We start from the raw sequence: 23,874 nt of genomic DNA, 5'->3' as shown, positions 1-23,874 counted from the left end.
GAGCGCATTATAGGGACACCCTCCCCCTCTGTAAACCCCTCTGCCGATGTTTTTGCAAGGCCGCCTACCACGGCGCCCACCAGGCGCGTCCCTGGAGGGACTCCGGGTCGAGCACCTTGGTATCGGGGTAGTTCTTCAGCAGCACACGCTTGGCATCGTCCCTGAGTTCGGTGAGCCCAAGCTTGTCGTACGCCAGCACCATCACCCCCAGCGCCGGTTCCACCTGCTTGGTATTGCCGTAGGTCTCCAACAGATGCTTGCCGCGATTGGCCGCGGCCAGATAGGCGCCGCGCTTGTAGTAATACTTGGCGACATGCAGCTCGTAGTCAGCCAGCGCGCCGATCAGGTAGCCCATCCGCAGTTGCGCATCGGCAGCGTAGCGGCTGTCCGGAAAGCGCGTGACCAGTTGGCTGAAGCTCTCGAACGAATCGCGTGCGGCCTGCGGATCACGCTCGGACATGTCCTGCTTGGACAGGAACGACAGAAAACCCTGTGATTCGTTGAAATGCACCAGCCCGCGCAGGTAGAACGCATAGTCCATGCTGGGATGGGCCGGGTATTGCTTGATGAAGCGGTCGATGGCCGACAGCGCCAGCAAGGGCTCCTGGCCCTTGTAATTGTTGTAGGCGGTTTCCAGGATCGCCTGCTGGGCATGGCGACCGTAGGGATAGCGTGCTTCGAGCTTCTCCAAAAGCTTGTTGGAACGATCGTAGTTCTTGCTGATCTGCTCGGCCTTGGCCTCGGCATAGATCTTTTCGGCCGACCAGCCACGCGTTTCGTCCTGCTCCTGCGGAGTGGCAGCGCAGCCCGCGATCAGGGCAGCGGCGATCGTGGCCGCGAGGATTCGCGGTAGAATCTTGTTCATGGTGCATCCCGAATTGGAATCCGACGATTATAACGACTTCGCCGAACAGCGTGTCCTGACGGCACCGCCCAGTCTGGCCGGGGAAAGGCTGGACGCGGCGCTGGCCAAGCTGCTGCCGGAGTACTCGCGCAGCCGGCTGGCGCAGTGGATAAGGCAGAACCTGGTCACGGTGGATGGTGTCACCGTCGATCCCAAGCACAAGCTGTGGGGCGGCGAGCAGGTGACGGTCCAGATCCAGCCCCTGCCCGAGGACGCGGCATTCAGCGCCGAACCCGTCGCGCTCGACGTGGTATATGAAGACAGCGCCCTCCTGGTGCTCAACAAGCCCGCCGGGCTGGTGGTCCATCCCGGCAGCGGCAACTGGTCCGGCACGGTGCTGAATGGGCTGCTCCACCGCTATCCGGAGCTGAAGGGCGTGCCCCGCGCCGGCATCGTGCACCGGCTGGACAAGGACACCAGCGGCCTGATGGTCGTCGCCCGTACCCTGATCGCACAACATCATCTGGTGCGGCAACTGCAGGCTCGCACAGTGCAACGGCTTTATCTCGCGGTCGCACAAGGTCTGCTGGACCGGGACGGCACCGTGGATGCACCGATCGGACGGCACCCGCGTGAACGGACCCGCATGGCGGTCACCGCCACCGGCAAGCCCGCGGTGACGCACTACCGGGTATTGGAACGCTTTTCGGCACACACGCTGGTGCAGTGCAAGCTGGAGACCGGACGCACCCATCAGATCCGGGTGCATATGGCGCACCTCGGTTACCCACTGGCCGCCGATGCGCTCTACAACACGCGGCCGCGCTTGTTCACTCCCGAATTGAACCTGGCGCTGCAGGCGTTTGCACGTCAGGCGCTGCATGCCCGTCAACTCGCGCTGGTGCATCCGCAGACCGGCCGCCCCCTGCAGTGGAAAGCACCGCTGCCGGACGATTTCGCCGATCTGCTCGCTGCATTGCGGGCCGAGGAAGGCTTGGCCGCCGAGTGGGAAGACGACGAGGATGACGAGGACGGCGGTGTCGAGGTTCTGTATGTCCGCGATTGAGGGCACGGCGCTGCTGCGGCCGGATTGGCCGGCGCCCCCCACCGTCCGGGCCTGGGTGACCACCCGTGCCGGCGGTGTCAGCCAGCCCCCCTTTGCCAGCCTCAACCTCGGTGATCATGTCGGCGACGACCCGCATGCGGTCTCCCGGAATCGGGCGCTGCTGCGCGCTCACCTGCCGGCTGACCCGGTCTGGCTCACGCAGGTGCACGGCATTGCAGTGGCCGACGCCACCAGCGTGCGCCCAGGAGCGCGCGCCGACGCGGTGATCGCACGGCAAGCCGAGGCGGTGTGCGCCATCCTGACCGCCGACTGCCTGCCGGTGCTGCTGTGCGATGTCCGGGGCAGCGTCGTCGGTGCCGCCCATGCAGGCTGGCGCGGACTGGCCGATGGGGTGATCGAAGCCACGGTGGCGGCCATGGCGGTGCCACCGGATGCGCTGCTGGCTTGGCTGGGCCCGGCGATCGGCCCGGCAACATTCGAAGTCGGCGATGAGGTGCGCGCACGCTTCGTTGCCGACCAGCCAGTAGCCGAGGCAGCCTTCCGCGCTGCGGCCACGCCCGGCAAATGGTGGGCGGATCTCTATGGCTTGGCACGTCTGCGGCTGATGCGCCTGGGGGTGAGGCGCATCTACGGCGGCAATTTCTGCACCGCCTCCGATGAAGCGCGGTTCTTCTCCTACCGGCGTGACGGCGTGACAGGACGTATGGCATCGCTGATCTGGCTTACGGCAGCCACTTAATACGCCACCCAGTTGCAAGTGGCATTATACTTGCAGCCTTTTCTACAAAACCCCGACGCCCATGAGCACCTTGAGCTGGATCATCGCCGCGAGCCTGCTTGGCAGCCTGCTGAGCGTGTGCGCAGCCGGTTTCTTCGCCTATCTGGCCCGCCCACACTGGGTGCCAAGGTTGGTCAGCTTTGCCGTCGGCGCCCTGCTCGCCGCGGTGTTCCTGGAAATGCTGCCCCATGCGCTGGGCGAGCATCATCACGGTGAACCGGCGGCGCATGCCGTATCCGGATCAGCGTGGGGCGAGGCGCATGTCGGACACCTCGACGACGGGCATGGACACCCCCTATCCGATACAGCGCCCCGCCCAACGCCGACGGCCAGCGTCGGCGCCGTTTCAGTGACGCTGCTGCTGGGCATCCTGTTGTTCTTCGTGCTGGAGAAGCTCGTCATCTGGCGCCACTGCCACCACGGGGATTGCGAAGCGCACGATGCCGCGCATGCCCATCACGATGCTGGCCATGCCCATGGCGATCACCAGCACGACCATGCCCGGCAACGTGCGGCCGGCACCATGATCATGGTCGGCGATACCTTGCACAATTTCCTGGATGGCGCGGTGATCGCCGCCGCCTTCATGGCCGACACCACGGTGGGCATTGCAACCGCGCTGGCGATCATTGCCCATGAAATCCCGCAGGAGGTGGGCGACTTCGTCGTGCTGCTGCATTCGGGCTACAGCAAGACCAAGGCGCTGTTGTTCAACCTGTTGTCGTCGCTGGCCGCCCTCGCGGGCGGGCTGATCGCGTATTACGCGCTGCAACTGGTGCAAACGATACAGCCGTACATCCTCGCGCTGGGCGCGGCCAGCATGATCTATGTGGCCATCGCCGACCTGATCCCGGGCCTGCATCGCCGTACCCGGCTTTCCGATACCGCGCAGCAGGTGGCGTTGATCGGGGCCGGGGTCATCCTGATCGCGCTGCCACACTATTTTGTCCCGCATTGAGGTGTGTCCGCCGCGGCTGGCAGGGTGTATAGGCGACTGCTAAGCTCGCAGGCATCTTGCCGGGAGCCCCGTCATGTACCACATTCCTCGCCGCAGCCTGTTCACGCTCACCTGGCGTGCGTTGACCCTGCGCGGCAATCCGCTGCCGAGCTGGCCGGCCTCGACCCCGCTGCTGATCTGGCTGGTCCTGCTGAATCTGGCATGCGCCGTGGGGCTGGAGATGTGGCTGGATGGCTATCCCGGCCGCTTCAATGCACTGGCGCTGCCTGTCTGGCTGTTTCCGCTGCTTTATCTGATGCTGTTCGGCCAGCTCTTCGGACCACGTGAACATCGCATGGCGCTGCGCCTGCCGCTGATGTGGCAAGCACTGGGTCTGGCATTGACGCCGGTGGCCGCCGCGGGCTACGCCGTCATGCAGCTCTCCTGGTGGCAGGACGGACCACAGTCACAGTGGTTTTACCAATACAGCTGGGGCCTGTTCATCTTCCCATTGGCCTGGCTCGCGCTGGCGCTGGTGCGACAGTATTGGCCGCAGGGCCGTTCGCGTGCGGTGCTGGTCGGCGTGGCGTGCGTGGGGGCGACGGTGTTCTACCAGTTCCATTTCAATGGCGTGCGCCTGTGGCAGGCGGCACCGGAACAGGGCAACACCGGCACGGCCGTGGCCAGCGCCAACCTGCCACTGCCCGAAACCGCCCTTTTCTTCCAGCAACCCGAGCTGTTGCGCCAGACCCTGGAGCGGCTGGCACCAGGACAAAGCGGGGTGATCGACACCTATCTGATCAGCGTGGCAGGCCACGGCGCGCAGCGCGTGTTCCTGCGCGAGGCGAGCGCGGTACGACACCTGTTCGACACCCGCTACGGTACGGGGCAACGCTCGGTACTGCTGGCCAATTCGCCGTTCTCGGCCGCAGCTGCGCCGATGGCCAGCCGCGATACGCTGGCGGCGACGATCAAGGAAATCGGGCAACTGATGAACCGCGACGAGGATCTGCTCGTGATCTATCTGACCTCGCACGGTTCGAGTGATTTCGAGCTCAGCCTGGATTACCCCGACCTGCAACTGGCCCCGATCACCCCGCAGTGGTTGGCCACCCAACTCAAGGCATCGGGCATACGCTGGCAGCTGATCGCTGTATCGGCCTGCTACTCGGGCGGCTTTGTCGCGCCACTGTCCGGTCCGACCCGGGCCATCGTCACCGCGGCAGACGCCACCCACACCTCGTTCGGCTGTTCGGACGACGAGGAATACACCTTCTTCGGCAAGGCACTTTTCATGGATGCGCTGGCCCGTGACCACCGGCTGCCGTCCGCTTTCGCCAGTGCCAAACAGGCCATCCTCCAGCGCGAACAGGCGCAGGGCTACGCGCATTCGAACCCACAGCTCAGGCTGGGTGCCGAATTCGCCAAGCGCTTTGGCAGCCTGCCGTTGCACGCCGGGAATTAGTGGAAGCAGCCTCGGATCGGGCCGCGACGATCAGCGCTCGTCGGCCCCGATCTGCGCCTGCTGCTGCTCGGCACGCTTCTGGGCGCGCTTGATCTGCCCCTGGCGACGCAGCCAGAACCAGAGCCAGGTCGGCAGCAAACCCAGCATGACCACCAGCGCGATGCCTTTGGCCGGATCGCCAGTGCCGGCGGCCAGCATGACGATCACATAGAGATAACCGATCAGGACGATATACATGGGAAAGGCGTGAGGCGTGAGGCGTGAGGCGTGAGGCGTGAGGCGTGAGGCGTGAGGATTCTGCCTCACAACCTCCGCCGCATGCATGCTTGCCGGGTCCAGGGCTCAGCCGCGCTTGTCGTGCTCGATCAATGCGTAGGCCGAGTGGTTGTGGATGGATTCGAAGTTCTCGGATTCCACCACATAAGCCACGATGCGCTCGTCGGCATTGAGCCGTGCGGCCACGTCGCGCACCATATCCTCGACGAACTTGGGGTTCTCATAGGCGCGCTCGGTCACATACTTCTCGTCCGGCCGCTTGAGCAGGCCGTAGAGCTCGCAGGATGCCTCGCTCTCGACCAGCGCGACCAGTTCCTCGATCCACACATGCCGATCCAGCGTGGCGGTGATCGTCACATGGCTGCGCTGGTTGTGCGCGCCATATTGGGAGATCTTCTTCGAGCAGGGGCACAGGCTCGTCACCGGGACCAGTACCTTGATCTGCTGCGTGAACTGCCCCTGCTTGAGTTCGCCGATCAGGCTCACCTCGTAATCGAGCAGGCTTTCCACCCCGGAGATCGGCGCCTTCTTGTTGATGAAGTACGGAAAGCGCATTTCCACATAGCCCGCGTCCGCCTCCAGGCGCTCGCACATCTGCCGCAGGATGGTTTCGAACGACTCGACCGAGATCTCCTTCTGATGTCCCTGCAGGATCTCGACAAAGCGGCTCATGTGCGTCCCTTTGAAATGCTGGGGCAGGAACACATACATGTCGAACATGGCGACGGTGTGCTGGGCGCCATCCGCTCGATCGGCGACCCGGACGGGATGGCGGATCGACTTGATGCCAACCTTGTTGATCGCGATATTGCGGTGATCCGGGCTGCTTTGCACGTCAACCAGGGACGAAGGGGCTTGCGGTGCATTCATCGATTCGGGCTCCAGAAGCGTCGCTTCCATGGAAATTTGGAAGGTGGGTTGGGCGAGGGCCAAAGTATAACCTTGCCCAATACCCGAGTAAACAACTCGGGAATTAAACGGCCGGATCACGAGGCCGGACGTGCAAACAGCGACAGCAACCTCTCGATCAGCCTGGTCTGATATCCAAGCAAGGCTTCTATATGCGGTATCAGGAATGGTAGTAAGAAGTAGAGCGCGGCGAAACCGATGGCCAGCATCAGGGGGAACCCCACCGCGAATACATTCAGCTGGGGCGCGGCACGCGACATCACCCCGATCGCCAGGTTGGTGATCAGCAGCGCCCCGATCACCGGCAACGACAGCACGAGGCCCAGGCGGAATATCTGCCCGCCCTGCTCGGCCAACAGGCGAAAGCCATCGCCCGCCAGCGGCTGCGCCAGTACAGGCAGCGCGGTGAAGCTCTCGACCAGTACCCGCAGCATGATCAGATGGCCGTTGAGCGCAAGAAACACCAGGATGTTGAGGAAGCTGAAGAACTGCGCCACCACGGGCGTATTGGCGGCATTCTGCGGGTCGTAGAACATGGCAAAGCCCATGCCCATCTGCAAACCTGCTATGTTGCCGGCCATTTCGATGGCCGTGAAATAGAGCCGGACCGAAAACCCGATCGCCGCACCCACCAGCAACTGGTTGAGCGCAATCAGTACGCCCTGCGGCGACACCACCGGAAATGGTGGCGGTGGGGGCAACAAGGGGGCGACCAGCACCGCAAGCAGGATGCACAGCGCAACCCGGGTCTGCATCCCGATTGCCCGCCCGGAATAGAACGGATCGACCAGCATAAAGCCCAGGAGACGCAGAAACGGCCACCAGAACAGTGCCAGGCCCAGGTCGATCTGCGCCTGAGTGAGGGTGAACACGGCCCGCCCGCTCCGCGCCGGTCAGCCGATCATCTGCGGAATGCTCTGATACAGCCGGATGGTGAAATCGACCACGATCTGCACCATCCAGTTGCCGGCCAAGACAAACACCAGGAAGGCGACCAGGAGCTTCGGGATGAACGACAGCGTGGCTTCGTTGATCTGGGTCGCCGCCTGGAACACGCTGACCACGAGCCCGGTGGCCAGAATGACGAGCAGGATGGGGCCGCCGACAAGCACCATCACCTCCATGCTCCGCTGCACCAGCGTCACCACGGTTTCGGGCGTCATCGTCCTCTCCTACCCTATGTAAAAGCTCTGCACCAAGGACCCCATCAACAGCGTCCAGCCATCCACCAGCACAAACAGCATCAGCTTGAACGGCAACGAGATCATCACCGGCGACACCATCATCATCCCCATCGCCATCAGAATGCTTGCCACCACGAAATCGATGATCAGGAACGGGATGAAAACCATGAAGCCGATCTGGAACGCGGTCTTCAGCTCACTCGTGACAAAGGCGGGGACCAGCACCCTGAAGCCCACATCCTCCGGCCCCTTGGGCCGGGCGGCGCCCGAAAGCTCGATGAAGAATGCCAAGTCCTTCTGCCGCGTCTGCTTGAGCATGAAATCCTTGAGCGGCACCGCACCTTTGTCCACCGCCTGCATGAAGGTCAACTGCTGCGCGCTGTAGGGCTGATACGCCTCTTTGTAGATCCGGTCGAATACCGGCGACATCACAAACAGGGTCAGAAACAACGACAGGCCGACGATGACCTGGTTGGGCGGGGTCTGCATCGTGCCCATGGCCTGCCGCAGCAGCGACAGCACGATCACGATGCGCGTGAACGCCGTCATCATCAGGAGCATGGCCGGCAGGAAGGTGAGCGCCGTCAGGAACAGCAGCGTCTCGATGGTGAGACTGTACGCCGTCGCGCCGCCCGCGCCTTGGCTCGCGGTCATGAACGGCACACCCGGACTCGTAGCCCAGGTCGGCACAGCCACCATGGCAATGGCAAGCCACAACCACTTCACGTTACGCACCCGGCCTGCCCCGCTTGAGCACAGCCGCAAGCTTCTCGGCAAACAGCGGTACCGCCGGTTGCGGTGGCAGCGGCGCATCGTCCGGCCGTGGCAGCGTGTGCAGCAGATTGATCGTCTGGCCGGTCACCCCGAGTACGAGCCAGGTCTCTTCCACCTCGACGATGACCACCCGCTCCTTGCCACCGACGAGCACACCCGATACCACCCGCAGACGGCCGCCGATTGCAGTGGGCAGGAGCGAGAATCGGCGCAGCAGGACCGCGCTGACGACGATCAGGCCCAGCACCAGGATCAGGGCCAGCAACGTCTGTCCAAACTGGGCAAGACCTGGCCCCTGGGCTGCGGCATGACCGTAAAGCGGCCAGCACAATGCCAGCCAGGCCGCCGCCGGACGCGCTGGCCGAGCCATGGACACTATTTGTGGAGGCGGCGGATGCGTTCCGCCGGAGTGATGATGTCGGTCAGCCGGATGCCGAACTTGTCGTTGACCACCACGACTTCGCCCTGGGCAATCAGGCAGCCGTTGACGAGAACATCCATCGGCTCGCCGGCAAGGCCATCCAGTTCGACGACCGAACCCTGCGCCAGTTGCAGCAGGCTGCGGATGGCGATCTTGGTACGCCCGAGCTCCACGGTCAGCGTGACCGGGATGTCGAGGATCATGTCGATGTTGTTGGGTGCGCCGGCACCAGGGGTCTGGGCGTCGAAGCGCTCGAAGATGTCCGCCGGCTGCACCTGCTGCGGCGCCGCCGAGGAGCTGTGGGCGGTGGCATCTTCCTGGGCCTGCTCGGCCAGCGCCGCGGCCCAGTCGTCCATCACGTCGCCGTCCTGCTGCGGCGTGTCCTCAGCCATGTCGCTCTCCCTGCCCTTCGTCGTCCGCGCTGCCAGCTTCGGATGAACTGAGTACCTTGTTCACGCGCAGCGCGTATTGGCCGTTGAGGATACCATACTTGCACTCCAGCACCGGCACGCCATCCACTTCGGCCACGATGGCCTGGGGAATCTCCAGCGAGATTACATCCCCCACCTTGAGATTGATGATGTCGCCCAGCGTCACCCGGGTATTGCCCAGCGTCGCCACCAGATCCACCTCCGCGTTCTGCACCTGCTTTTGCAGCAGCTTGAGCCAGCGATTGTCCGCCTCGATGCGATCGGCCTGCATCGAGCTGTACAGCAGATCGCGGATCGGTTCGATCATCGAATACGGGAAACACACGTGGAAATCGCCGCCACCGGCGCCAAGCTCGATCTTGAAGGTGTAGGACACCACCACCTCGGTCGGCGTCGCGATATTGGCAAACTGGGTGTTCATCTCGGAACGCACATAGCCGAACTCGCATTCGAACACCGGCTTCCAGGCTTTCTGGTATTCCTCGAACACCACCTCCAAGAGGCGGTGGATGATGCGCTGCTCGGTGGGGGTGAAGTCCCGCCCTTCCACGCGCACATGGTAGCGGCCATCCGAGCCGAACAGATTGTCGACCACGAGGAACACGAAATCCGGGTCGAAGATGAACAGCCCGGTGCCGCGCAGCGGCTTCATGTGGATCAGGTTGAGATTGGTGGGCACCACCAGATTGCGGATGAACTCGCTGTACTTCTGCACCCGCACCGGACCCACGCTGATCTCGGCATTGCGGCGCATGAAATTGAAGAGGGCGATACGCAGGTTGCGGGCAAAGCGCTCGTTGATGATTTCGAGCGTAGGCATGCGCCCACGCACGATGCGCTCCTGGCGGCCGATGTCATAGGCGCGCACCGAGGAGGAATCGAGCTCTTCTTCGCCCTGATCCTCCTCGCCGGTCACCCCGCGCAACAGCGCGTCGACCTCTTCCTGGGAAAGGATATCGTCCGCCATAAATACCGCTTTGCTTCGACCTTATCCGGGTTATCGGCCTATTGCATGATAAATGTAGTGAAATTCACCGAGACCACGCCGTCTCCCTTGCTTTCGATACCCAGCTCATGGTCGATGCTCGCCTGGATATCGGCGGCCAGTTTGTCGGTGCCGGTCACTGTGCGCAGTTCGGCAGGGGTCTTGGAACGGATCAGCTTGATCACGCTCGCCTGCACCCGCGGCATGATGTTCTTGAGCTGCGCCTGCACCTCGGCATCGGCCAGCTCCAGCACGATATCGGTCTGCACCACCGCTTCCTCGTTCTCGCTGCTGAGGTTCGCGGTGACGGTCTGCAGCTTCTCGAACACCGGCGGGTGCTCGGGATCGTTCTTCTTATGCGCCTTCTTTTCCTTCGCGGGCGCGTCGGCCTGCTCGGCCGCAGGGGCATCCGCGGCAGGCTCGGCAGCCGGCTTGAGCAGCAGGTAGCCCACCACGCCCAGCACCACCACCAGCAACAACACCACAACAGCGATGATCACCACGATCAACAGGGTCTTCTTTCCCTTCGGTGCGGGTTCCGCGGCTTTGGCTTCCGCCATGTAGTCACCTTCTCGGCAATGGAAAAACGCCCCGATCTACTGTCCAGGGCCGGTGCTCAATCGCGCGAAGTGGTTATAACCCACATATGTAAGGAAAACAAGCAATAAGCCCAGGCTGTTCAGGTAATTCCGCAACGCGTACAACCCTGTCGCCGCCCGTTTCCCGCAGCGGCATGGCAACATGGGCACCCAGATCAGGCATAGAAGCTTACACCGCCACGTGCGACCGGCAAGGTCATTGCGTTGTCGAGCAGATACGGCTCGACCTGGATGGCATCCTGCGCGACGGCGACGCCGAACTGCTGCGATCGTTGTCCGCCGGAATGCTGCTGCGCCGACGCCTGCTGGCCGGCGTGCTGATTCAGTGAGTCGGAGGCCACCTGCACGTTGACCAGCTGGATGCCCTGATCGGCCAGCAAGGCGGTGAGCTTGGGCGTCGCCGCCGCGAGTGCCTCACGCACATTGGCGTGCTGGCTGGCAAAGATGACTGTGGCATTGTCGGCCGCCAGCGACAGCCGCACCTCCATCGGACCCAGGTGCGGTGGATTGAGCTGCATCTCGATCTGCTGCTCCTGGCGCCCCAGCATCAACGCCACCCGCTGCGCCACTGCATCGCCCCAGCGCGGGCCATTGACGGGTTCAGGTACGTAGTGGGTCGGTTTGGCGGCTGCGGCGCTTTCGCTTTGTCGCGGCGATTGGGCTGCCGCGGATGCGTCGGCCGGCTGGAACTGCGGCAACGGTGCAGACCCGGTCTCAACGGGTGCGTCTTCCTGCTGCAGCGACTCCGAAAGCGGCAAGCCTTTGCCGTCGGCGGCAAGTTCTGCCTGCTTGGCCTGCAGGGCTTCCTGGGTTTTGGCGGCGGTGCCTGCCGTATCCTGCCCCGCTGCGGTCTGCAGCAGTTTCTGCCCTGCCAGGCCCTCGATGAAGGGCGTCGTCGCGCCATCAGCAAGATTGGGGTCGACAGGCAAGGGAACAGGGGCGGCGGCAGGCTGCGATGCGGCGTTGAACTGCAGCAGCGCAAGCCACGCTTCCGCGGCATCCAGGGCGGCTTCGGTGGGGACAGGCTCTGCGCCTTGCCCGTCTGCGCCAGAAGTATCGCCGGCGGGCTGCTGCGCAGCCTGCGCGGTGCCCTGGTCCAGCTCCCTTGCGAGGGTGCCGGCGAAGCTCGACCCTTCGTCCGGCTTGGCTTGGCTGGGCGCGGCGCTCTTCTGCGCGGCGGGCGATGTGAAAGCGAAACGGATGGCACTGGGCATGGCTCGGTCCTGGCTGGTAGGCGAAGCGCTCGCCCCGCCTCGAAGCAAATCCGATGCCAGCCGGCATGCTAGACTCGGAGCACCCTTCCACGCGGCGCATCCATGGCAGAAGATTCCGACGAGGACAAAACCGAATCCGCGACGCCGCGGCGCCTAGACGAGGCGCGCAAGCGGGGGCAGATTCCGCGCTCGCAAGAATTGTCCACCTTTGCCGTGCTGCTGACCGGGCTGATCGCCCTGCTGATGCTGGGCCCCGAATTGTTCGATGTGCTCCGGCAGATCTTCCTGACCGAACTGACGTTCGATCGCGGCATGCTCCACACGCCCGAGCAGATGATGCTGCATTTCACCCAGGCGACCGGCCAGGCGTTGCGCGCCTGCCTGCCCATCTTCTTCGCCTGTGCGCTCGCCGCCACCCTCACCCCACTGCTGATCGGTGGCTGGCTGCTCAGTTTCGAACCGCTCACCCCCAACTTCAGCCGGATGAATCCGTTGACCGGGATCACGCGGATGTTCTCGGTGCGCAGCCTGGTCGAAATGCTCAAGGCCATCCTGAAGTCGGTGTTGATCGGCGGCGTGGCGGCATACGCACTCTGGAGCGAGAAGGACCAGTTCGTGCAATTGATCGCCATGCCCCAGGACAGTGGCTTTGCCTATCTGTGGCAGATGAGCCGCTATACGCTGCTGCTGGTGGTGGGCGGCATGGCGCTGATCCCGCTGATCGACGTGCCCTACCAGTTGTGGGACTACTACAAGGGCCTGCGCATGAGCAAGGAGGAGGTCAAGCGCGAAAACAAGGAATCCGAGGGCGATCCGCACATCAAGGGCCGCATCCGGCAGCTGCAGCGCGAGGCGGCACGCAAGCGGATGATGGCCAACATCCCCAAGGCCGACGTGATCGTCACCAACCCGACCCACTATGCGGTGGCACTGCAATATACCGACAAGATGCGCGCACCCACCGTGGTGGCCAAAGGCGCCTACCTGCTGGCCGAGCGCATCATCGAACTGGGGCGTGAACACAAGGTGGCCGTGGTACGCACGCCCCCGTTTGCCCGCGCCCTGTACCACCACGCCGAACTGGGCGAGGAAATCCCCGCGGCGCTCTACACCGCGGCGGCCGAAGTGCTCGCCTACATCTATCAGCTGCGCGAATTCCAGCGCCACGGCGGGCCGGAACCCACGCTCAACGCCAGCCTGCCGGTACCGGCCGAACTGGACCCGCAAGCCATCGACGCCTCATGAGCCCGCCCGCCACCGCGCCGGAGCATTTTGGTTACAATCGGCCAGCCGTCACGGCATAACAGAGAACAGTGATGTGGCGTAATTTCAACTATACGAGGCTCGCCGGCCCGATCCTGGTGCTGATGGTGCTCGGCATGATGATCCTGCCGTTGCCGGCCGTCGTGCTCGACCTGTTCTTCACCTTCAACATCGTGCTGTCCATCATGGTGCTGATGGTCAGCCTGTATACCCGCGAGCCGCTGGAGTTTTCGTCCTTTCCCACGGTGCTGCTGTTCACCACGCTGCTGCGGCTGTCGCTGAACGTCGCCTCGACCAAGCTCGTGCTCACCGAAGGCCATACCGGCGGCGATGCCGCGGGCAAGGTGATCGAAGCGTTCGGCCATGTGCTGATCGGCGATAACCTGACGGTCGGCATCGTCGCGTTCATCATCCTGACCATCATCAATTTCGTGGTCATCACCAAGGGTGCCGGCCGTATCGCCGAAGTCAGCGCCCGCTTCACACTGGACGCGATGCCCGGCAAGCAGATGGCAATCGATGCCGATCTCAACGCCGGGCTGATCGGCGAGGAAACGGCGCGCGAGCGCCGCACCGTCATCGCGCAGGAAGCGGACTTCTTCGGCTCGATGGACGGTGCATCCAAGTTCGTGCGCGGCGATGCGGTGGCCGGCATCCTGATCATGGTGATCAACATCGTCGGCGGACTGATCGTCGGGATGGCGCAGCACGACATGGCCTTCGCCGACGCTGGCCGCACCTACACGCTGCTGACCATCGGCGACGGCCTCGTCGCGCAGATCCCGGGCCTGGTGATCTCGGTTGCGGCCGGCATCGTGGTCTCGCGCGTGGGCACCGATCGCGATATCTCCGAGCAGATCCTCGACCAGATGTTCGCCCGCCCGCAGGTGCTGTACATCTCGTCGGGGGTGATGGCGATACTCGGGCTGATCCCGGGCATGCCGCATTTTGCCTTCCTGCTGATCGCTGTCGCGACGGCCTCCCTGGCGTGGTACGTGGAGCGGCGCACGCGCGCGCGTGACGGTGCGCCGTCCGCGCCAAGCGGTCCGGCGGGCGCCGCACCACCCGGCGCGCCGCCGCCCGGCGCCGAGCAGCCGCTGCAGGAGGTCAGCTGGGCCGACGTGCAGCCGGTCGACCCGGTCGGGCTGGAAGTGGGCTACCGGCTGATCCCGCTGGTCGACCGCAATCAGGATGGCGAACTGCTGCGCCGCATCCGCGGCATCCGCAAGAAACTGGCGCAGGAGCTGGGCTTCCTGATGCCGGCAGTGCATATCCGCGACAACCTGGAGCTCAAGCCCAACCAGTACCGGATCCTGCTCAAGGGGGTCGATGTCGGAATCGGCGAGGCGTATGCCGGACAATGGCTGGCCATCAACCCGGGCAACGCGGCGGGCTCGCTTGCCGGGACCCCGACCAAGGATCCGACCTTCGGCCTGCCTGCCACCTGGATCGACGCCAGTCTGCGCGATCAGGCACAGGCGATGGGCTATACGGTGGTCGATACCTCCACCGTGGTCGGCACCCATATCTCCAATACCCTGCAAAGCCATGCGGCCGAACTGCTCGGGCGCGAGGAAGTACAGCAGCTGCTCGACCATTTTGCCAAGGAAGCGCCCAAGCTGGTCGAGGACCTGGTGCCCAAGAGCGTGCCGGTCGGTGTGCTGCAGAAAGTGCTGCAGAACCTGTTGGACGAGGGCATGCATATCCGCGACCTGCGCACCATCCTCGAAACGCTGGGCGAGCATCACAGCCGCACCCAGGACCTGGACGAGCTGACCGCGGCGGTGCGCGTGGCGCTCGGGCGCGCCATCATCCACCAGCTCTTCCCTGGCGAGCAGGAACTGCCGGTGGTGGCGCTCGAACCACAGCTCGAAAACATCCTGCTGGGCGCCGCGAGCGGGCGCACACCAGGCGGGTTGGAACCGGGCCTGGCGGAACGTCTGCTCAAGCAAGCCTCGCAGTTGACCGAGAACCTGGAAGCACAAGGACTCAACACGGTCCTGATCACCCCTGCACCGCTGCGGCCGATGCTGAGTCGCTTCCTGCGCCGCTCGATCCCGGGGCTGCGGGTGATCTCGCACACCGAGATCCCCGACAACAAGACCATCCGCATCGTCGGCGTCCTCGGCACAGCGTAGCGTTTCGCGAAGGCGCAGGACGGCCTGCCGCAACAGCAGCGGCAGGCGCCCCGGCCAAGGTTGGCTGGGTCCGGCCGGCACGCCGGGCCACAGCGCCCCGCATGCCGATCGCCCATTGCCAGGCCGCCCACGCCACCGCCGGCAACAATGTGCGAATACGACTGGAACCATGGTGCACCGGGGTCAGTGTGGCGCCTGCTTCCTGCGCCTGTGGCTTTCCCAAGGTCGGCGCAGGCCCGTTCAGAACGGCGCCGGGCAGTGCCAGCGCATCGGCATGCCATTGAGGGGATGCGGCAACGCCAGCGTATCGGCATGCAGCAACAGACGCGGGGCCTTGGCATGCGCGGCGGGCGTGGCATAGAACGGATCGCCCAGGATGGGATGGCCGATGACCTGCAGGTGCAGGCGCAACTGATGCGAGCGCCCGGTCACCGGAGTCAGCGCCACCCGGGTGGCATCAAGCACCGCATCGTAGTCCAGTGCCAGGTAGCGCGTCAGCGAGGGCTTGCCTTGCTCGACATCCACTTTCTGCCGCGGCCGGTTCGGCCAGTCCGCGCTCAGCGGCAATGCCACCTCACCCTCCCCTTCCAGGCGGCCATCGACCAGCGCCACATAGCGCTTGTCCACCTGCCGTGCCTCAAACGCCATGCTGAGTGCGCGCTGCATCGCCATGCCGCGGCCGAACACCATCAGCCCGGAGGTATCCATATCGAGCCGATGCACGATCAGCGCATCGGGATGGCGGGCCTGCACCCGGCGCGCCATCGAGTCGGCGCGCTCCGCGCCCCGGCCCGGCACTGACAGCAGGCCGTGCGGCTTGTCGACCACCAGCAGGCAGTCATCGGCGTGCACCGGCAGCCAGGCGGTTTCGGGGGGCGGCGCGTAGCGGAACATGGATCGAGAAGAGACCGTGGGAGAAGCCGGCATGACAGGAAGGGCGCCGGTCGTGCAACGGCGTGGCATTTTGCCGGCTGCGCGCCCGGCGCGACAACCACCGCATGGCGTTGTCGCCAAGTTTGTACAATCCTGACGACGTGAGGATAATACGGCGGTTCGCACATCAGACTGGACCAATGGTCGTCAAGAAATTCTACGGGGCCACCACTAGGGATGCGCTGCGCCAGGTTCGCGACGAACTGGGGCCCGATGCGCTCATCCTGTCCAATCGGCAGATCGCCGGCGGCGGCGTGGAGATCATGGCCGTGGCCGACTCCGATGTGGCTGCGCTGACCAGCATCCACGCAGCGCCAGCCCTGCCCAAGCCCAGCCCTCGTGCCGCGCAGAATGGCGCCCGTCTGATCCACAGCGCGCAATCCGAGCGTGGCGAGGCGCCCGCGGCACCGATCAACCGGGCGCTGGCGCGCTCCTACGCCATCGCCGACGAAGACCAGGAACCCACGCTGGACGACGTGGCGGCCGATGAGGCGCCGTTGGTGGTCCGCAGCAACCGGCCATCCCGTGCTCCGCAACCCGCCCCGCAGCCGGCCCCGGTTGCCGCCGCACCGGTATCGCGTCCGCCACCACCCCGCCCTCCGGCGCCCGAGCCGCAGCGCCCCTTGCCCGCCTTCAGTTTCGACGACGAGCCGACCGCGACGGCTGCCACACCGGCCAACGCCGAAGCGATGGAGGACATCGCACGCGAAATCCGGTTGCTGCGCGGTCTGTTGGAAAGCCAGATCGCCGGCATGGCCTGGGGCGAACTATCCAAGCACGCGCCGGAAAAGCTCGAAGCGCTGCGCCAGCTGCTGGCCGCCGGCTTCTGCCCGGCGCTGTCGCGCCAGTTGGTCGACAAGATGCCCGGCGGGTTGACGCTGGATGCCGGCATGCGCTGGGTCAAGGCCGCCCTGGCGCACAACCTGCCCACCGTGGGCAGCGGCAACGATCTGGTCGCCCGCGGCGGCATCTACGCCCTGATCGGGCCCACCGGTGTGGGCAAGACCACCACGGTGGCCAAGCTGGCCGCGCGCTGCGCGCTGACCCACGGCCCACAATCGGTGGCATTGCTGACCACCGACAGCTACCGGATCGGCGCACAGGATCAATTGCGCATCTACGGCCGCATCATCGGCGTGCCGGTGCACGATGTGAAGGACGACACCGATCTTGAGCTGACGCTGGCCGACCTGGCCAACCGGCACTTGGTGCTGATCGACACGGTGGGCATGGGCCAGCGTGACCAGCGCATCGGCGAACAGTTGCGGCTGTTCGCCGCCGACGCCGTGCAGACGGTGCTGCTGCTGGCGGCCAATGCCGCCTCGGCGACGCTCGACGACGTGGCGCGGCGCTACAAGACCGCCCATCTGTCGGGCTGCATCCTGACCAAGCTGGACGAAGCCATGAGCCTCGGTGGTTGCCTGGACATTGCAATCCGCCACAAGCTGGCGCTGCAGTTCGTCACCAACGGCCAGCGCGTGCCCGAGGACCTGCACGCTGCGCATGTGGACTACCTGATCGACCGCGCCTTTCGCACTCAGCAGGACAACGCCGCATTCCAACTGAAGCGCGACGAGTATCCGCTCTACATGGGCAGCCAGGATGCGCCGCTGGATTTCACGCTCAACGTCGGAGGCGTGCGTGGCTAGGTGCCTCTGGCACCGGATACGCCGGTGAGCGGCGGGCGCTGGTCCGACCAGGCCGCCGGGCTGCGCGCGCTGATCGCCCGGCCCGGCTGCCGCAGCGTCGGGCTCAACGGGGGCCGTGGCGGCAGCGGCGCCACCACCCTGGCGATCAATCTTGCCGCCGCACTGGCGCAGCGGCAGCGCTCGGTGATCCTGCTCGACGAATTCGAAGGGCTGACGAACGCAGCGCAGCGGCTGCGCCTTACCGTCCGCTACGGACTGGAGCATGCACTGCGGCGCGAGGTGGCACTGGCACAATTGCTGTTACCCACTGCGGCCGGTTTTGCCATCCTGCCGGTAGCCGCCCGTCCGCAGTTGCTGGCCTCGCTCAACGAGCGTGAGCAGCAGTGGCTGGCGGCGCAGTTCGAAGCCACGACCGGCGATGCCGATTTCCTGCTGCTCGACACCCGCCCGGCGACGGGCGCGGGCGTGCCCAGCCTGTCGCTCGCCGCCGATGACGTGCTGATCATTGTCAGCAACCGCGCCGAATCGATCACTGATGCCTACGCCACCATCAAACTGTTGCATACCGAATACGCCCGCCGCGAGTTCCGCGTGCTGGCCAACCGGGTACGCACCCTCCAGGAAGCCGAACTGGTGTTCGGGCGTATCCGGGAAGTGGCGCAGCAGTATCTGGGCAACACAGTCCGGCTACGGCTATGCGGCTATGTGCCGGAGGACGACCAGCTCAAGCGCGCCACGCGCCTTGGCAAGACCGTGCTCGACGCATTCCCCGAAGCCGAGGCCAGCATGGCCTTCCGCCAGCTGGCCGACAGCATGCTGCGCTGGCGACGCCCCGCACACAGCGCCGACAGCCCGGCCGATTTTGTCTACCGGCTGGTCGAATCAAGCCGCATCCTCAACGACAAGCTGGGGCAGCGATGACTGAGGCGGCCACGCTCGAGGTCGATGCCGGAACCAGCCCGCCGCGGCTGATCCTGGGTGGGCGCCTCGACGCGGCCGGGTGCGCCGTGGTGTGGCCACAGGCGCGTACCATGCTGCAGCATGGCGCCACCGTCGATGCGGACGCGGTCACCTACTGCGACGGCACCGGTGCCGCGCTGCTGTTCGATCTGATCCAGCGTGGCGGCAAGGTGCGCGGCCTACCCGAACAGTTCGCACCGCTGCTGGCCGAGCTGGAGCCCGACAAGCCGCTGACCATCCCGCAGCGCCCGCCGCCGTCCGGCCTGGTCGCCACGCTGGGACGCCTGACCGCGGGTTTCCTGGCCGAAGCGTATGCAGCGCTTGCATTCATCGGCGAGGCCGGCGCGGCACTGGCCAAGGCGCTGCGCCGCCCACGCGAGCTGCGCCTGGGCGAAATGCTGCGGGTGGCCACCAGCGCCGGTGCGGACGCGTTGCCCATCGTCGCATTGATCGCCTTCCTGCTCGGCGTCATCCTGTCGTTCCAGTCGGCCATTCCGATGCGCCAGTTCGGCGCCGAACTGTTCGTCGCCAATCTGGTGGGCCTGTCGCTGGTCCGCGAGCTGGCCCCGCTGATGACGGCGGTGCTGCTTGCCGGGCGCACCGGCGCGGCGTTCGCCGCCGAGATCGGCACCATGAAGGTCAACCAGGAGATCGACGCGCTGGTGACACTGGGGCTCGACCCGATGCGCTTCCTGGTGCTGCCGCGGCTGCTGGCGGTGGCCCTGGCCATGCCGCTGCTGACGCTGTTCGCCGAGCTGATCGGCATGCTGGGCGCGGCCCTGGTGCTGACCGGCTTCGGGATTCCGATGGCCACCTCGGCAACCCAGATCATGGGGTTTGTCGACATGAGCGACTTTCTGACCGGGCTCTTCAAATCGTTCGTGTTCGGCATCGGCATCGCCGCCATCGGCTGCATGCGCGGGCTGAGCACCGGCAGCGGCGCGCGCGCGGTCGGGGCGGCGGCCACCAGCGCGGACGTGCGGGCCATCGTGATGCTGGTGGTGGCCGACGGCCTGTTCGCGGTCGCCTTCTTTTATCTGGACTGGTAAGCCGGCATGCCCAACACCGCCCCCATGTCCACCGCAGCCGTGCCAGCCGCCGAACCGCTGGTACGGGTCGAGGACCTGACCTGCGCCTACGGCGACAACGTGGTGCTGCGCGACGTGTCGTTCGCAGTGCCGCGTGGCGAGGTGCTGACCATCCTTGGCGGCTCGGGCTGCGGCAAATCCACATTGCTCAAGCACCTGATCGGGCTGGAGCGCCCGGCATCGGGGCGGATCTGGCTGGCCGGCCGGGAGCTGACCGCGGCCGAAGGCCAGGCACGGCGGCGCATCCTCGCCACCTTTGGCGTCGCCTACCAGGCCGGCGCGCTGTTCGGCTCGATGAGCGTGCTGGAAAACGTGATGCTGCCGCTGGCCGAACACACCGCGCTCGATCTGCCGGCACGCGAGCTGGTTGCCCGGCTCAAGCTGCGCGAAGTGGGTCTGGAAGCCTATGCCGACTACGCGCCGTCCGAACTATCCGGCGGCATGCAAAAGCGGGCAGCCATCGCCCGCGCGCTGGCGCTCGATCCGGCCATCATCTTCCTGGACGAGCCCTCGGCGGGGCTCGACCCCATCACCTCGGCCGAACTCGATGCGCTGATCCTGCGTCTGTCGCGCGCACTCTCGCTGACCTTCATCGTGGTCACGCACGAACTGGCCAGCATATTCACGATTGCCGACCGTGCGCTGATGCTGGATAAACAGGAAAAAGGCATCATCGCAGTCGGCAAGCCGGCCGAACTGCGCGACCACCACCCCGACCCGCGCGTCACCCGCTTCTTCCGACGCGGCGAGGAGACCCAGGCTTGAACAAGCACAACGCCACCTATTTCCGACTCGGACTGTTCATTGTCGTCGGCATCGCCATCGGCGCCACGCTGTTCGTCGCCTTCGGGGCCGGGCGCTGGCTGCGCTCCACCGTGGCCATGGAAACCTATTTCGACGAATCGGTGCAGGGCCTGGATGTGGGTTCTCCAGTCAAGTATCGCGGCGTCGCGCTCGGCTCGGTCAGCCGGATCGGCTTCACCGCCAACAAATACGAGACCGGGAACGGCGCGCAGCAGTACGTGCTGGTGGAAATGGAGCTGCAGCCAAGCCGCTTTGGCAGGAACGGCATGGATACCTTCAGCCAGGCCGACCTGAACGCCGAGATCAAGCGCGGCCTGCGGGTCAGGCTCGCGCCGCAGGGGCTCACCGGGACCAACTATCTGGAAATCGACTATGTGGACGCCAAGCAGAACCGGCCCCTGCCGATCTCCTGGCAGCCCGATGCGCTGTACATCCCCTCGGCGCACAGTGCGGTGGCACAGATCATGGAGGCCGCGCAGAACCTGATCACCAAGGCGCAGAACCTGGATATCGACGGTACCGTCACCCGGCTCAATCGCCTGCTCGACACTGCGGACCGGCAGTTGGGCAATGTACCGTTCAAACCGCTCTCCGAATCACTGCTGCGGGTCAGCCGGCAACTGGAAGAGGTACCGACGGCGCAGATCGGCCGTGACGCCCAGGCGCTGCTGACCGAGCTGCGCCGCACCAACCAGGCACTGCAGACCCTGGCCGCCGATCCGAACTGGCAAAGCGCGCCAGCCGACGTCGCCGCGGCGGCACGCAGCGCCCGCGAGCTGCTGGCCGATCCCGCGCTGCGCACCACGCTGAAAAACCTTGAAGGGGTCAGCACGCGCCTTGACACCCTGATGGCCAGCCGCGATACCGAGCTCGCCCAGACCCTGGACAATCTGCACGCCATTTCCGGCGAATTGCGCGTGCTGACCGAGAACGCACGACGCAATCCGCCTGGACTGCTGTTCGGCTCCGAACCCACCCCCTACCCGTTGCCGCCACGATGAAGACGCCCCTTGCCGCACTGATCGCCCTGCCGCTGCTGCTCGGCCAGCTTGCCGGCTGCGCCGGCAACCCGCCTCCGCCGGAAAGCCGCTACCGCATCGAAGCCGCGCGCCCCGCTGCCCCGGCCGCGGCGCCATTGGCCCAGACCCTGCGACTGGCGCCGTTGCGCGCGGCGGAAGGCTATCGCGAGTGGCGCTTTGTCTACCGCGAAAGCGACTACCGCTATGCAGTCGATCCCTATCGCGGCTTCGTCGCCGCACCGGCACAGCTCGTGACCGAACGTACCCGGGCCTGGCTTGCCGCCAGCGGTCTGTTCGGGCAGATCGTCAGCGAGACCGAACCGGCCGACGATCCCTGGGTACTGCATGGGCGGGTGGACGCGTTCTATGCCGACCTGCGCCCTGGCAAGCCGCAGCAGGTCACCGTCCAACTGACCTTCACGCTGCACCGCGATGGATCCGCTGCCGCCCAATGGCCGGCGCACGGCCAGGCACCGATCCGGCTTGCAGGCGGCGAAGGCATCGCCGCAGCGGCGGATGAGGCGCTGGCCAATGCGCTCACCCAACTGGAACAACGACTCAGGGCGACAGATCTTGCGCTTGTCCGCTAAACTGGATTGCAACCCGATCCGGTTACGGTATGCCATCACCCCGAGCCATCCACCTTTATCGCCAGACCCAGGCTTCGCCACAGGAAGACCGGGTCCACGCGCATGTGCCGCTCGTCAAGCGCATCGCCTATCACATGGCGTCGCGGTTGCCCGCCAGTGTCGAGGTCGAGGATCTGATCCAGGTCGGACTGATGGGATTGATGGAGGCGGCGCGCAATTTCGATCCGACCGCCGGGGTGCAGTTCGAAACCTTCGCCACCCAGCGCATCCGCGGTGCAATGCTGGATGAGCTGCGGCACATCGACTGGGTACCGCGGCAGGCCCGCCGCGCCATGCGCGAGATCGAGCAGGCCATCCGGCACCTGGAGCAGTCACTGGGACGCGCGCCCACCGACGGGGAGGTGGCCGCCCGGATGCAGCTGCCACTTGAGCAGTACCAGCAACTGCTGGCCGACGGACGCGGCCATCAACTGGTGTACTACGAGGATTTCGAGCAGGCCGACGAGAACGACCAGCTTGACCATTATTCGGCCGACCACGAGGCCAATCCATTTGAACAGCTGTCGCAGGCCGGTTTCCGGCAGACCCTGATCGATGGCATCGCCGCCCTGCCCGAACGCGAACAGCTGGTGATGTCGCTCTATTACGAAGAAGAACTCAACCTCAAGGAAATCGGCGCCGTGCTTGGCGTCTCCGAGTCGCGCGTCTCGCAACTGCACAGTCAGGCCGTCGCCCGGCTGCGTACGCGGCTCAAGGACTGGCTGCAAACCCGCTAACAACAAGATCTGCGCATGGACAAGATCAGTCTTTTCGGCCTGTTGCTAGGCATCACCGCGATCGTGCTGGGGCAGGTGCTCGAAGGTGGGCATATCGGCTCCCTGATCCAGCTCACCGCTTTTCTGATCGTGATCGGCGGAACCACCGGTGCGGTGATGCTGCAAAGCCGTGCCGAGGATTTCATCGCCGGGGTGCGGCTTGCCAAATGGGTGTTCGTTCCGCCGCAGCACGATTTCCGCAAGGTGCTCGGTGTGCTGGTCAGCTGGAGCCAGCAGGCGCGGCGCGGCGGATTGCTGGCGCTTGAACCCTATGTCAACGCCGAGAAGGATCCGTTCGTGAAGCGCGGCCTGCAGATGCTGGTGGACGGCGCCGAGCCCGAGGTGATCCGGCGCGCGCTGGAGCTGGAGGTGGACGCCTATGAGGAGCGCGCGCGCGCCGCGGCCAAGATCTGGGAATCGGCTGGCGGCTACGCCCCCACCATCGGCATCCTGGGTGCGGTGATGGGCTTGATCCACGTGATGGAAAACCTGTCCGACCCGGCAAAGCTGGGTGCCGGCATCGCAGTGGCCTTCGTCGCCACCATCTATGGTGTCGGCTCGGCCAACCTGCTGTTCCTGCCGATCTCCAACAAGCTCAAGCACCATATCGCCACCGAGGTACGTCGACGCGAGATGCTGCTCGAAGGGCTGTACACCATTGCCAACGGCGAGAATCCGCGGCTCCTGGAAAGCAAATTGGCGGGGTTTGTCCACTGACGCCCTGACCGGCAC

The 23,874-nt window shown here is 65.3% G+C and carries 26 protein-coding genes; 14 read left to right on the top strand and 12 right to left on the bottom strand.

Features of this window, described 5'->3' with window-relative positions; genetic code table 11:
- Nucleotides 1–64 precede the first annotated feature (64 nt).
- Nucleotides 65–865, bottom strand: coding sequence for an outer membrane protein assembly factor BamD (locus N8I74_RS09000; RefSeq protein WP_263126560.1), 801 nt, complete (start codon nucleotides 863–865; stop codon nucleotides 65–67).
- Here N8I74_RS09000 and rluD point away from each other — a divergent pair.
- The 4 genes from rluD to N8I74_RS08980 all read left to right on the top strand — a co-directional run bounded on the left by rluD (nucleotide 864) and on the right by N8I74_RS08980 (nucleotide 5,090).
- Nucleotides 864–1,910 carry a 23S rRNA pseudouridine(1911/1915/1917) synthase RluD gene (gene rluD, locus N8I74_RS08995; RefSeq protein ID WP_263126559.1) on the top strand — a complete coding sequence of 349 codons (1,047 nt, stop codon included), beginning with the start codon at nucleotides 864–866 and terminating at the stop codon, nucleotides 1,908–1,910. The two genes, N8I74_RS09000 and rluD, sit on opposite strands and share 2 nt — an antisense overlap.
- Nucleotides 1,897–2,649 (top strand): peptidoglycan editing factor PgeF, encoded by a 753-nt coding sequence (gene pgeF / locus N8I74_RS08990; protein WP_263126558.1) that lies wholly within the window; start codon nucleotides 1,897–1,899, stop codon nucleotides 2,647–2,649. Before rluD ends, pgeF begins: the two co-directional genes overlap by 14 nt.
- A 61-nt stretch (nucleotides 2,650–2,710) precedes the next feature.
- Nucleotides 2,711–3,646 carry a ZIP family metal transporter gene (locus N8I74_RS08985; RefSeq protein WP_263126557.1) on the top strand — a complete coding sequence of 312 codons (936 nt, stop codon included), beginning with the start codon at nucleotides 2,711–2,713 and terminating at the stop codon, nucleotides 3,644–3,646.
- Nucleotides 3,647–3,719: 73 nt separating this feature from the next.
- Nucleotides 3,720–5,090 (top strand): C13 family peptidase, encoded by a 1,371-nt coding sequence (locus tag N8I74_RS08980; RefSeq protein WP_263126556.1) that lies wholly within the window; start codon nucleotides 3,720–3,722, stop codon nucleotides 5,088–5,090.
- A gap of 30 nt (nucleotides 5,091–5,120) precedes the next feature.
- Here N8I74_RS08980 and N8I74_RS08975 read toward each other — a convergent pair whose 3' ends face one another.
- The 10 genes from N8I74_RS08975 to N8I74_RS08930 all read right to left on the bottom strand — a co-directional run bounded on the left by N8I74_RS08975 (nucleotide 5,121) and on the right by N8I74_RS08930 (nucleotide 11,883).
- Complete coding sequence (locus N8I74_RS08975; protein ID WP_263126555.1) at nucleotides 5,121–5,327, bottom strand: hypothetical protein; 207 nt, start codon at nucleotides 5,325–5,327, stop codon at nucleotides 5,121–5,123.
- 105 nt (nucleotides 5,328–5,432) lie between these two features.
- On the bottom strand, nucleotides 5,433–6,236 hold the full coding sequence (folE2, locus tag N8I74_RS08970) for a GTP cyclohydrolase FolE2 (protein ID WP_263126554.1): 804 nt from the start codon (nucleotides 6,234–6,236) through the stop codon (nucleotides 5,433–5,435).
- A 116-nt stretch (nucleotides 6,237–6,352) separates the two neighbouring features.
- Nucleotides 6,353–7,147, bottom strand: coding sequence for a flagellar biosynthetic protein FliR (fliR, locus tag N8I74_RS08965; RefSeq protein ID WP_263126553.1), 795 nt, complete (start codon nucleotides 7,145–7,147; stop codon nucleotides 6,353–6,355).
- A 21-nt stretch (nucleotides 7,148–7,168) separates the two neighbouring features.
- Complete coding sequence (fliQ, locus tag N8I74_RS08960; protein ID WP_263126552.1) at nucleotides 7,169–7,438, bottom strand: flagellar biosynthesis protein FliQ; 270 nt, start codon at nucleotides 7,436–7,438, stop codon at nucleotides 7,169–7,171.
- Nucleotides 7,439–7,447: 9 nt separating this feature from the next.
- The gene (gene fliP / locus N8I74_RS08955; RefSeq protein ID WP_263126736.1) at nucleotides 7,448–8,158 is read right to left on the bottom strand and encodes a flagellar type III secretion system pore protein FliP; all 711 of its coding nucleotides are present in this window, start codon (nucleotides 8,156–8,158) and stop codon (nucleotides 7,448–7,450) included.
- Nucleotides 8,159–8,186: 28 nt separating this feature from the next.
- Nucleotides 8,187–8,498 carry a flagellar biosynthetic protein FliO gene (gene fliO / locus N8I74_RS08950; protein WP_263126551.1) on the bottom strand — a complete coding sequence of 104 codons (312 nt, stop codon included), beginning with the start codon at nucleotides 8,496–8,498 and terminating at the stop codon, nucleotides 8,187–8,189.
- A gap of 110 nt (nucleotides 8,499–8,608) precedes the next feature.
- On the bottom strand, nucleotides 8,609–9,046 hold the full coding sequence (fliN, locus tag N8I74_RS08945; RefSeq protein ID WP_263126550.1) for a flagellar motor switch protein FliN: 438 nt from the start codon (nucleotides 9,044–9,046) through the stop codon (nucleotides 8,609–8,611).
- The gene (gene fliM / locus N8I74_RS08940) at nucleotides 9,039–10,052 is read right to left on the bottom strand and encodes a flagellar motor switch protein FliM (RefSeq protein ID WP_263126549.1); all 1,014 of its coding nucleotides are present in this window, start codon (nucleotides 10,050–10,052) and stop codon (nucleotides 9,039–9,041) included. Before fliM ends, fliN begins: the two co-directional genes overlap by 8 nt.
- Before the next feature lie 38 nt (nucleotides 10,053–10,090).
- Nucleotides 10,091–10,630, bottom strand: a complete 540-nt coding sequence (locus N8I74_RS08935; protein ID WP_263126548.1) for a flagellar basal body-associated FliL family protein — start codon at nucleotides 10,628–10,630, stop codon at nucleotides 10,091–10,093.
- A 194-nt stretch (nucleotides 10,631–10,824) separates the two neighbouring features.
- The gene (locus N8I74_RS08930) at nucleotides 10,825–11,883 is read right to left on the bottom strand and encodes a flagellar hook-length control protein FliK (protein WP_263126547.1); all 1,059 of its coding nucleotides are present in this window, start codon (nucleotides 11,881–11,883) and stop codon (nucleotides 10,825–10,827) included.
- A gap of 102 nt (nucleotides 11,884–11,985) precedes the next feature.
- Here N8I74_RS08930 and flhB point away from each other — a divergent pair, with 102 nt between their 5' ends.
- The gene (flhB, locus tag N8I74_RS08925; protein ID WP_263126546.1) at nucleotides 11,986–13,128 is read left to right on the top strand and encodes a flagellar biosynthesis protein FlhB; all 1,143 of its coding nucleotides are present in this window, start codon (nucleotides 11,986–11,988) and stop codon (nucleotides 13,126–13,128) included.
- 71 nt (nucleotides 13,129–13,199) lie between these two features.
- A complete protein-coding gene (gene flhA, locus N8I74_RS08920) occupies nucleotides 13,200–15,284 on the top strand; it encodes a flagellar biosynthesis protein FlhA (RefSeq protein ID WP_263126545.1) in 2,085 nt (694 codons plus the stop codon).
- Nucleotides 15,285–15,524: 240 nt separating this feature from the next.
- Here the strand turns inward: flhA and N8I74_RS08915 are convergent, their stop codons facing one another.
- Complete coding sequence (locus N8I74_RS08915; protein WP_263126544.1) at nucleotides 15,525–16,178, bottom strand: pseudouridine synthase; 654 nt, start codon at nucleotides 16,176–16,178, stop codon at nucleotides 15,525–15,527.
- Nucleotides 16,179–16,357: 179 nt separating this feature from the next.
- On the opposite strand from N8I74_RS08915, the gene flhF reads away from it, so the two are divergent.
- The 8 genes from flhF to N8I74_RS08875 are packed head-to-tail and all read left to right on the top strand — an operon-like array spanning nucleotide 16,358 to nucleotide 23,859.
- Nucleotides 16,358–17,866: a flagellar biosynthesis protein FlhF gene (flhF, locus tag N8I74_RS08910; protein ID WP_263126543.1), complete on the top strand. Its 1,509-nt coding sequence runs from the start codon at nucleotides 16,358–16,360 to the stop codon at nucleotides 17,864–17,866.
- Nucleotides 17,867–18,787 carry a MinD/ParA family ATP-binding protein gene (locus tag N8I74_RS08905; RefSeq protein WP_263126542.1) on the top strand — a complete coding sequence of 307 codons (921 nt, stop codon included), beginning with the start codon at nucleotides 17,867–17,869 and terminating at the stop codon, nucleotides 18,785–18,787. It begins immediately after the preceding gene.
- Nucleotides 18,784–19,875: an ABC transporter permease gene (locus N8I74_RS08900; RefSeq protein ID WP_263126541.1), complete on the top strand. Its 1,092-nt coding sequence runs from the start codon at nucleotides 18,784–18,786 to the stop codon at nucleotides 19,873–19,875. Before N8I74_RS08905 ends, N8I74_RS08900 begins: the two co-directional genes overlap by 4 nt.
- Nucleotides 19,876–19,881: 6 nt before the next feature.
- Nucleotides 19,882–20,679: an ABC transporter ATP-binding protein gene (locus tag N8I74_RS08895; protein ID WP_263126540.1), complete on the top strand. Its 798-nt coding sequence runs from the start codon at nucleotides 19,882–19,884 to the stop codon at nucleotides 20,677–20,679.
- Nucleotides 20,676–21,719, top strand: a complete 1,044-nt coding sequence (locus tag N8I74_RS08890) for an MlaD family protein (RefSeq protein WP_263126539.1) — start codon at nucleotides 20,676–20,678, stop codon at nucleotides 21,717–21,719. The genes N8I74_RS08895 and N8I74_RS08890 overlap by 4 nt, the downstream gene beginning before the upstream one ends.
- The gene (locus N8I74_RS08885; RefSeq protein WP_263126538.1) at nucleotides 21,716–22,327 is read left to right on the top strand and encodes an ABC-type transport auxiliary lipoprotein family protein; all 612 of its coding nucleotides are present in this window, start codon (nucleotides 21,716–21,718) and stop codon (nucleotides 22,325–22,327) included. The genes N8I74_RS08890 and N8I74_RS08885 overlap by 4 nt, the downstream gene beginning before the upstream one ends.
- Before the next feature lie 29 nt (nucleotides 22,328–22,356).
- Nucleotides 22,357–23,103: an RNA polymerase sigma factor FliA gene (locus N8I74_RS08880; protein ID WP_263126537.1), complete on the top strand. Its 747-nt coding sequence runs from the start codon at nucleotides 22,357–22,359 to the stop codon at nucleotides 23,101–23,103.
- 15 nt (nucleotides 23,104–23,118) lie between these two features.
- Nucleotides 23,119–23,859, top strand: a complete 741-nt coding sequence (locus N8I74_RS08875; RefSeq protein WP_263126536.1) for a flagellar motor protein — start codon at nucleotides 23,119–23,121, stop codon at nucleotides 23,857–23,859.
- Nucleotides 23,860–23,874: the final 15 nt, after the last annotated feature.

Source organism: Chitiniphilus purpureus (assembly GCF_025642115.1).
Classification (GTDB): domain Bacteria; phylum Pseudomonadota; class Gammaproteobacteria; order Burkholderiales; family Chitinibacteraceae; genus Chitiniphilus; species Chitiniphilus purpureus.
Note: the sequence above shows the minus strand (reverse complement) of the source record. Positions and strands in the feature narration are given on the sequence as shown.

Bases quoted from the DNA above. Each gene is read 5' to 3' on its own strand.
- N8I74_RS08880 (WP_263126537.1), top strand. From the start codon at position 22,357: ATGCCATCACCCCGAGCCATCCACCTTTATCGCCAGACCCAGGCTTCG.
- pgeF (WP_263126558.1), top strand. From the start codon at position 1,897: ATGTCCGCGATTGAGGGCACGGCGCTGCTGCGGCCGGATTGGCCGGCG.
- N8I74_RS09000 (WP_263126560.1), bottom strand. From the start codon at position 865: ATGAACAAGATTCTACCGCGAATCCTCGCGGCCACGATCGCCGCTGCC.
- N8I74_RS08980 (WP_263126556.1), top strand. From the start codon at position 3,720: ATGTACCACATTCCTCGCCGCAGCCTGTTCACGCTCACCTGGCGTGCG.
- N8I74_RS08975 (WP_263126555.1), bottom strand. From the start codon at position 5,327: ATGTATATCGTCCTGATCGGTTATCTCTATGTGATCGTCATGCTGGCC.
- N8I74_RS08885 (WP_263126538.1), top strand. From the start codon at position 21,716: ATGAAGACGCCCCTTGCCGCACTGATCGCCCTGCCGCTGCTGCTCGGC.
- fliM (WP_263126549.1), bottom strand. From the start codon at position 10,052: ATGGCGGACGATATCCTTTCCCAGGAAGAGGTCGACGCGCTGTTGCGC.
- flhB (WP_263126546.1), top strand. From the start codon at position 11,986: ATGGCAGAAGATTCCGACGAGGACAAAACCGAATCCGCGACGCCGCGG.
- N8I74_RS08875 (WP_263126536.1), top strand. From the start codon at position 23,119: ATGGACAAGATCAGTCTTTTCGGCCTGTTGCTAGGCATCACCGCGATC.
- N8I74_RS08985 (WP_263126557.1), top strand. From the start codon at position 2,711: ATGAGCACCTTGAGCTGGATCATCGCCGCGAGCCTGCTTGGCAGCCTG.
- rluD (WP_263126559.1), top strand. From the start codon at position 864: ATGGTGCATCCCGAATTGGAATCCGACGATTATAACGACTTCGCCGAA.
- N8I74_RS08900 (WP_263126541.1), top strand. From the start codon at position 18,784: ATGACTGAGGCGGCCACGCTCGAGGTCGATGCCGGAACCAGCCCGCCG.
- fliN (WP_263126550.1), bottom strand. From the start codon at position 9,046: ATGGCTGAGGACACGCCGCAGCAGGACGGCGACGTGATGGACGACTGG.
- N8I74_RS08895 (WP_263126540.1), top strand. From the start codon at position 19,882: ATGCCCAACACCGCCCCCATGTCCACCGCAGCCGTGCCAGCCGCCGAA.
- N8I74_RS08935 (WP_263126548.1), bottom strand. From the start codon at position 10,630: ATGGCGGAAGCCAAAGCCGCGGAACCCGCACCGAAGGGAAAGAAGACC.
- flhA (WP_263126545.1), top strand. From the start codon at position 13,200: ATGTGGCGTAATTTCAACTATACGAGGCTCGCCGGCCCGATCCTGGTG.
- fliQ (WP_263126552.1), bottom strand. From the start codon at position 7,438: ATGACGCCCGAAACCGTGGTGACGCTGGTGCAGCGGAGCATGGAGGTG.
- fliP (WP_263126736.1), bottom strand. From the start codon at position 8,158: ATGGTGGCTGTGCCGACCTGGGCTACGAGTCCGGGTGTGCCGTTCATG.
- N8I74_RS08915 (WP_263126544.1), bottom strand. From the start codon at position 16,178: ATGTTCCGCTACGCGCCGCCCCCCGAAACCGCCTGGCTGCCGGTGCAC.
- flhF (WP_263126543.1), top strand. From the start codon at position 16,358: ATGGTCGTCAAGAAATTCTACGGGGCCACCACTAGGGATGCGCTGCGC.
- folE2 (WP_263126554.1), bottom strand. From the start codon at position 6,236: ATGAATGCACCGCAAGCCCCTTCGTCCCTGGTTGACGTGCAAAGCAGC.
- N8I74_RS08930 (WP_263126547.1), bottom strand. From the start codon at position 11,883: ATGCCCAGTGCCATCCGTTTCGCTTTCACATCGCCCGCCGCGCAGAAG.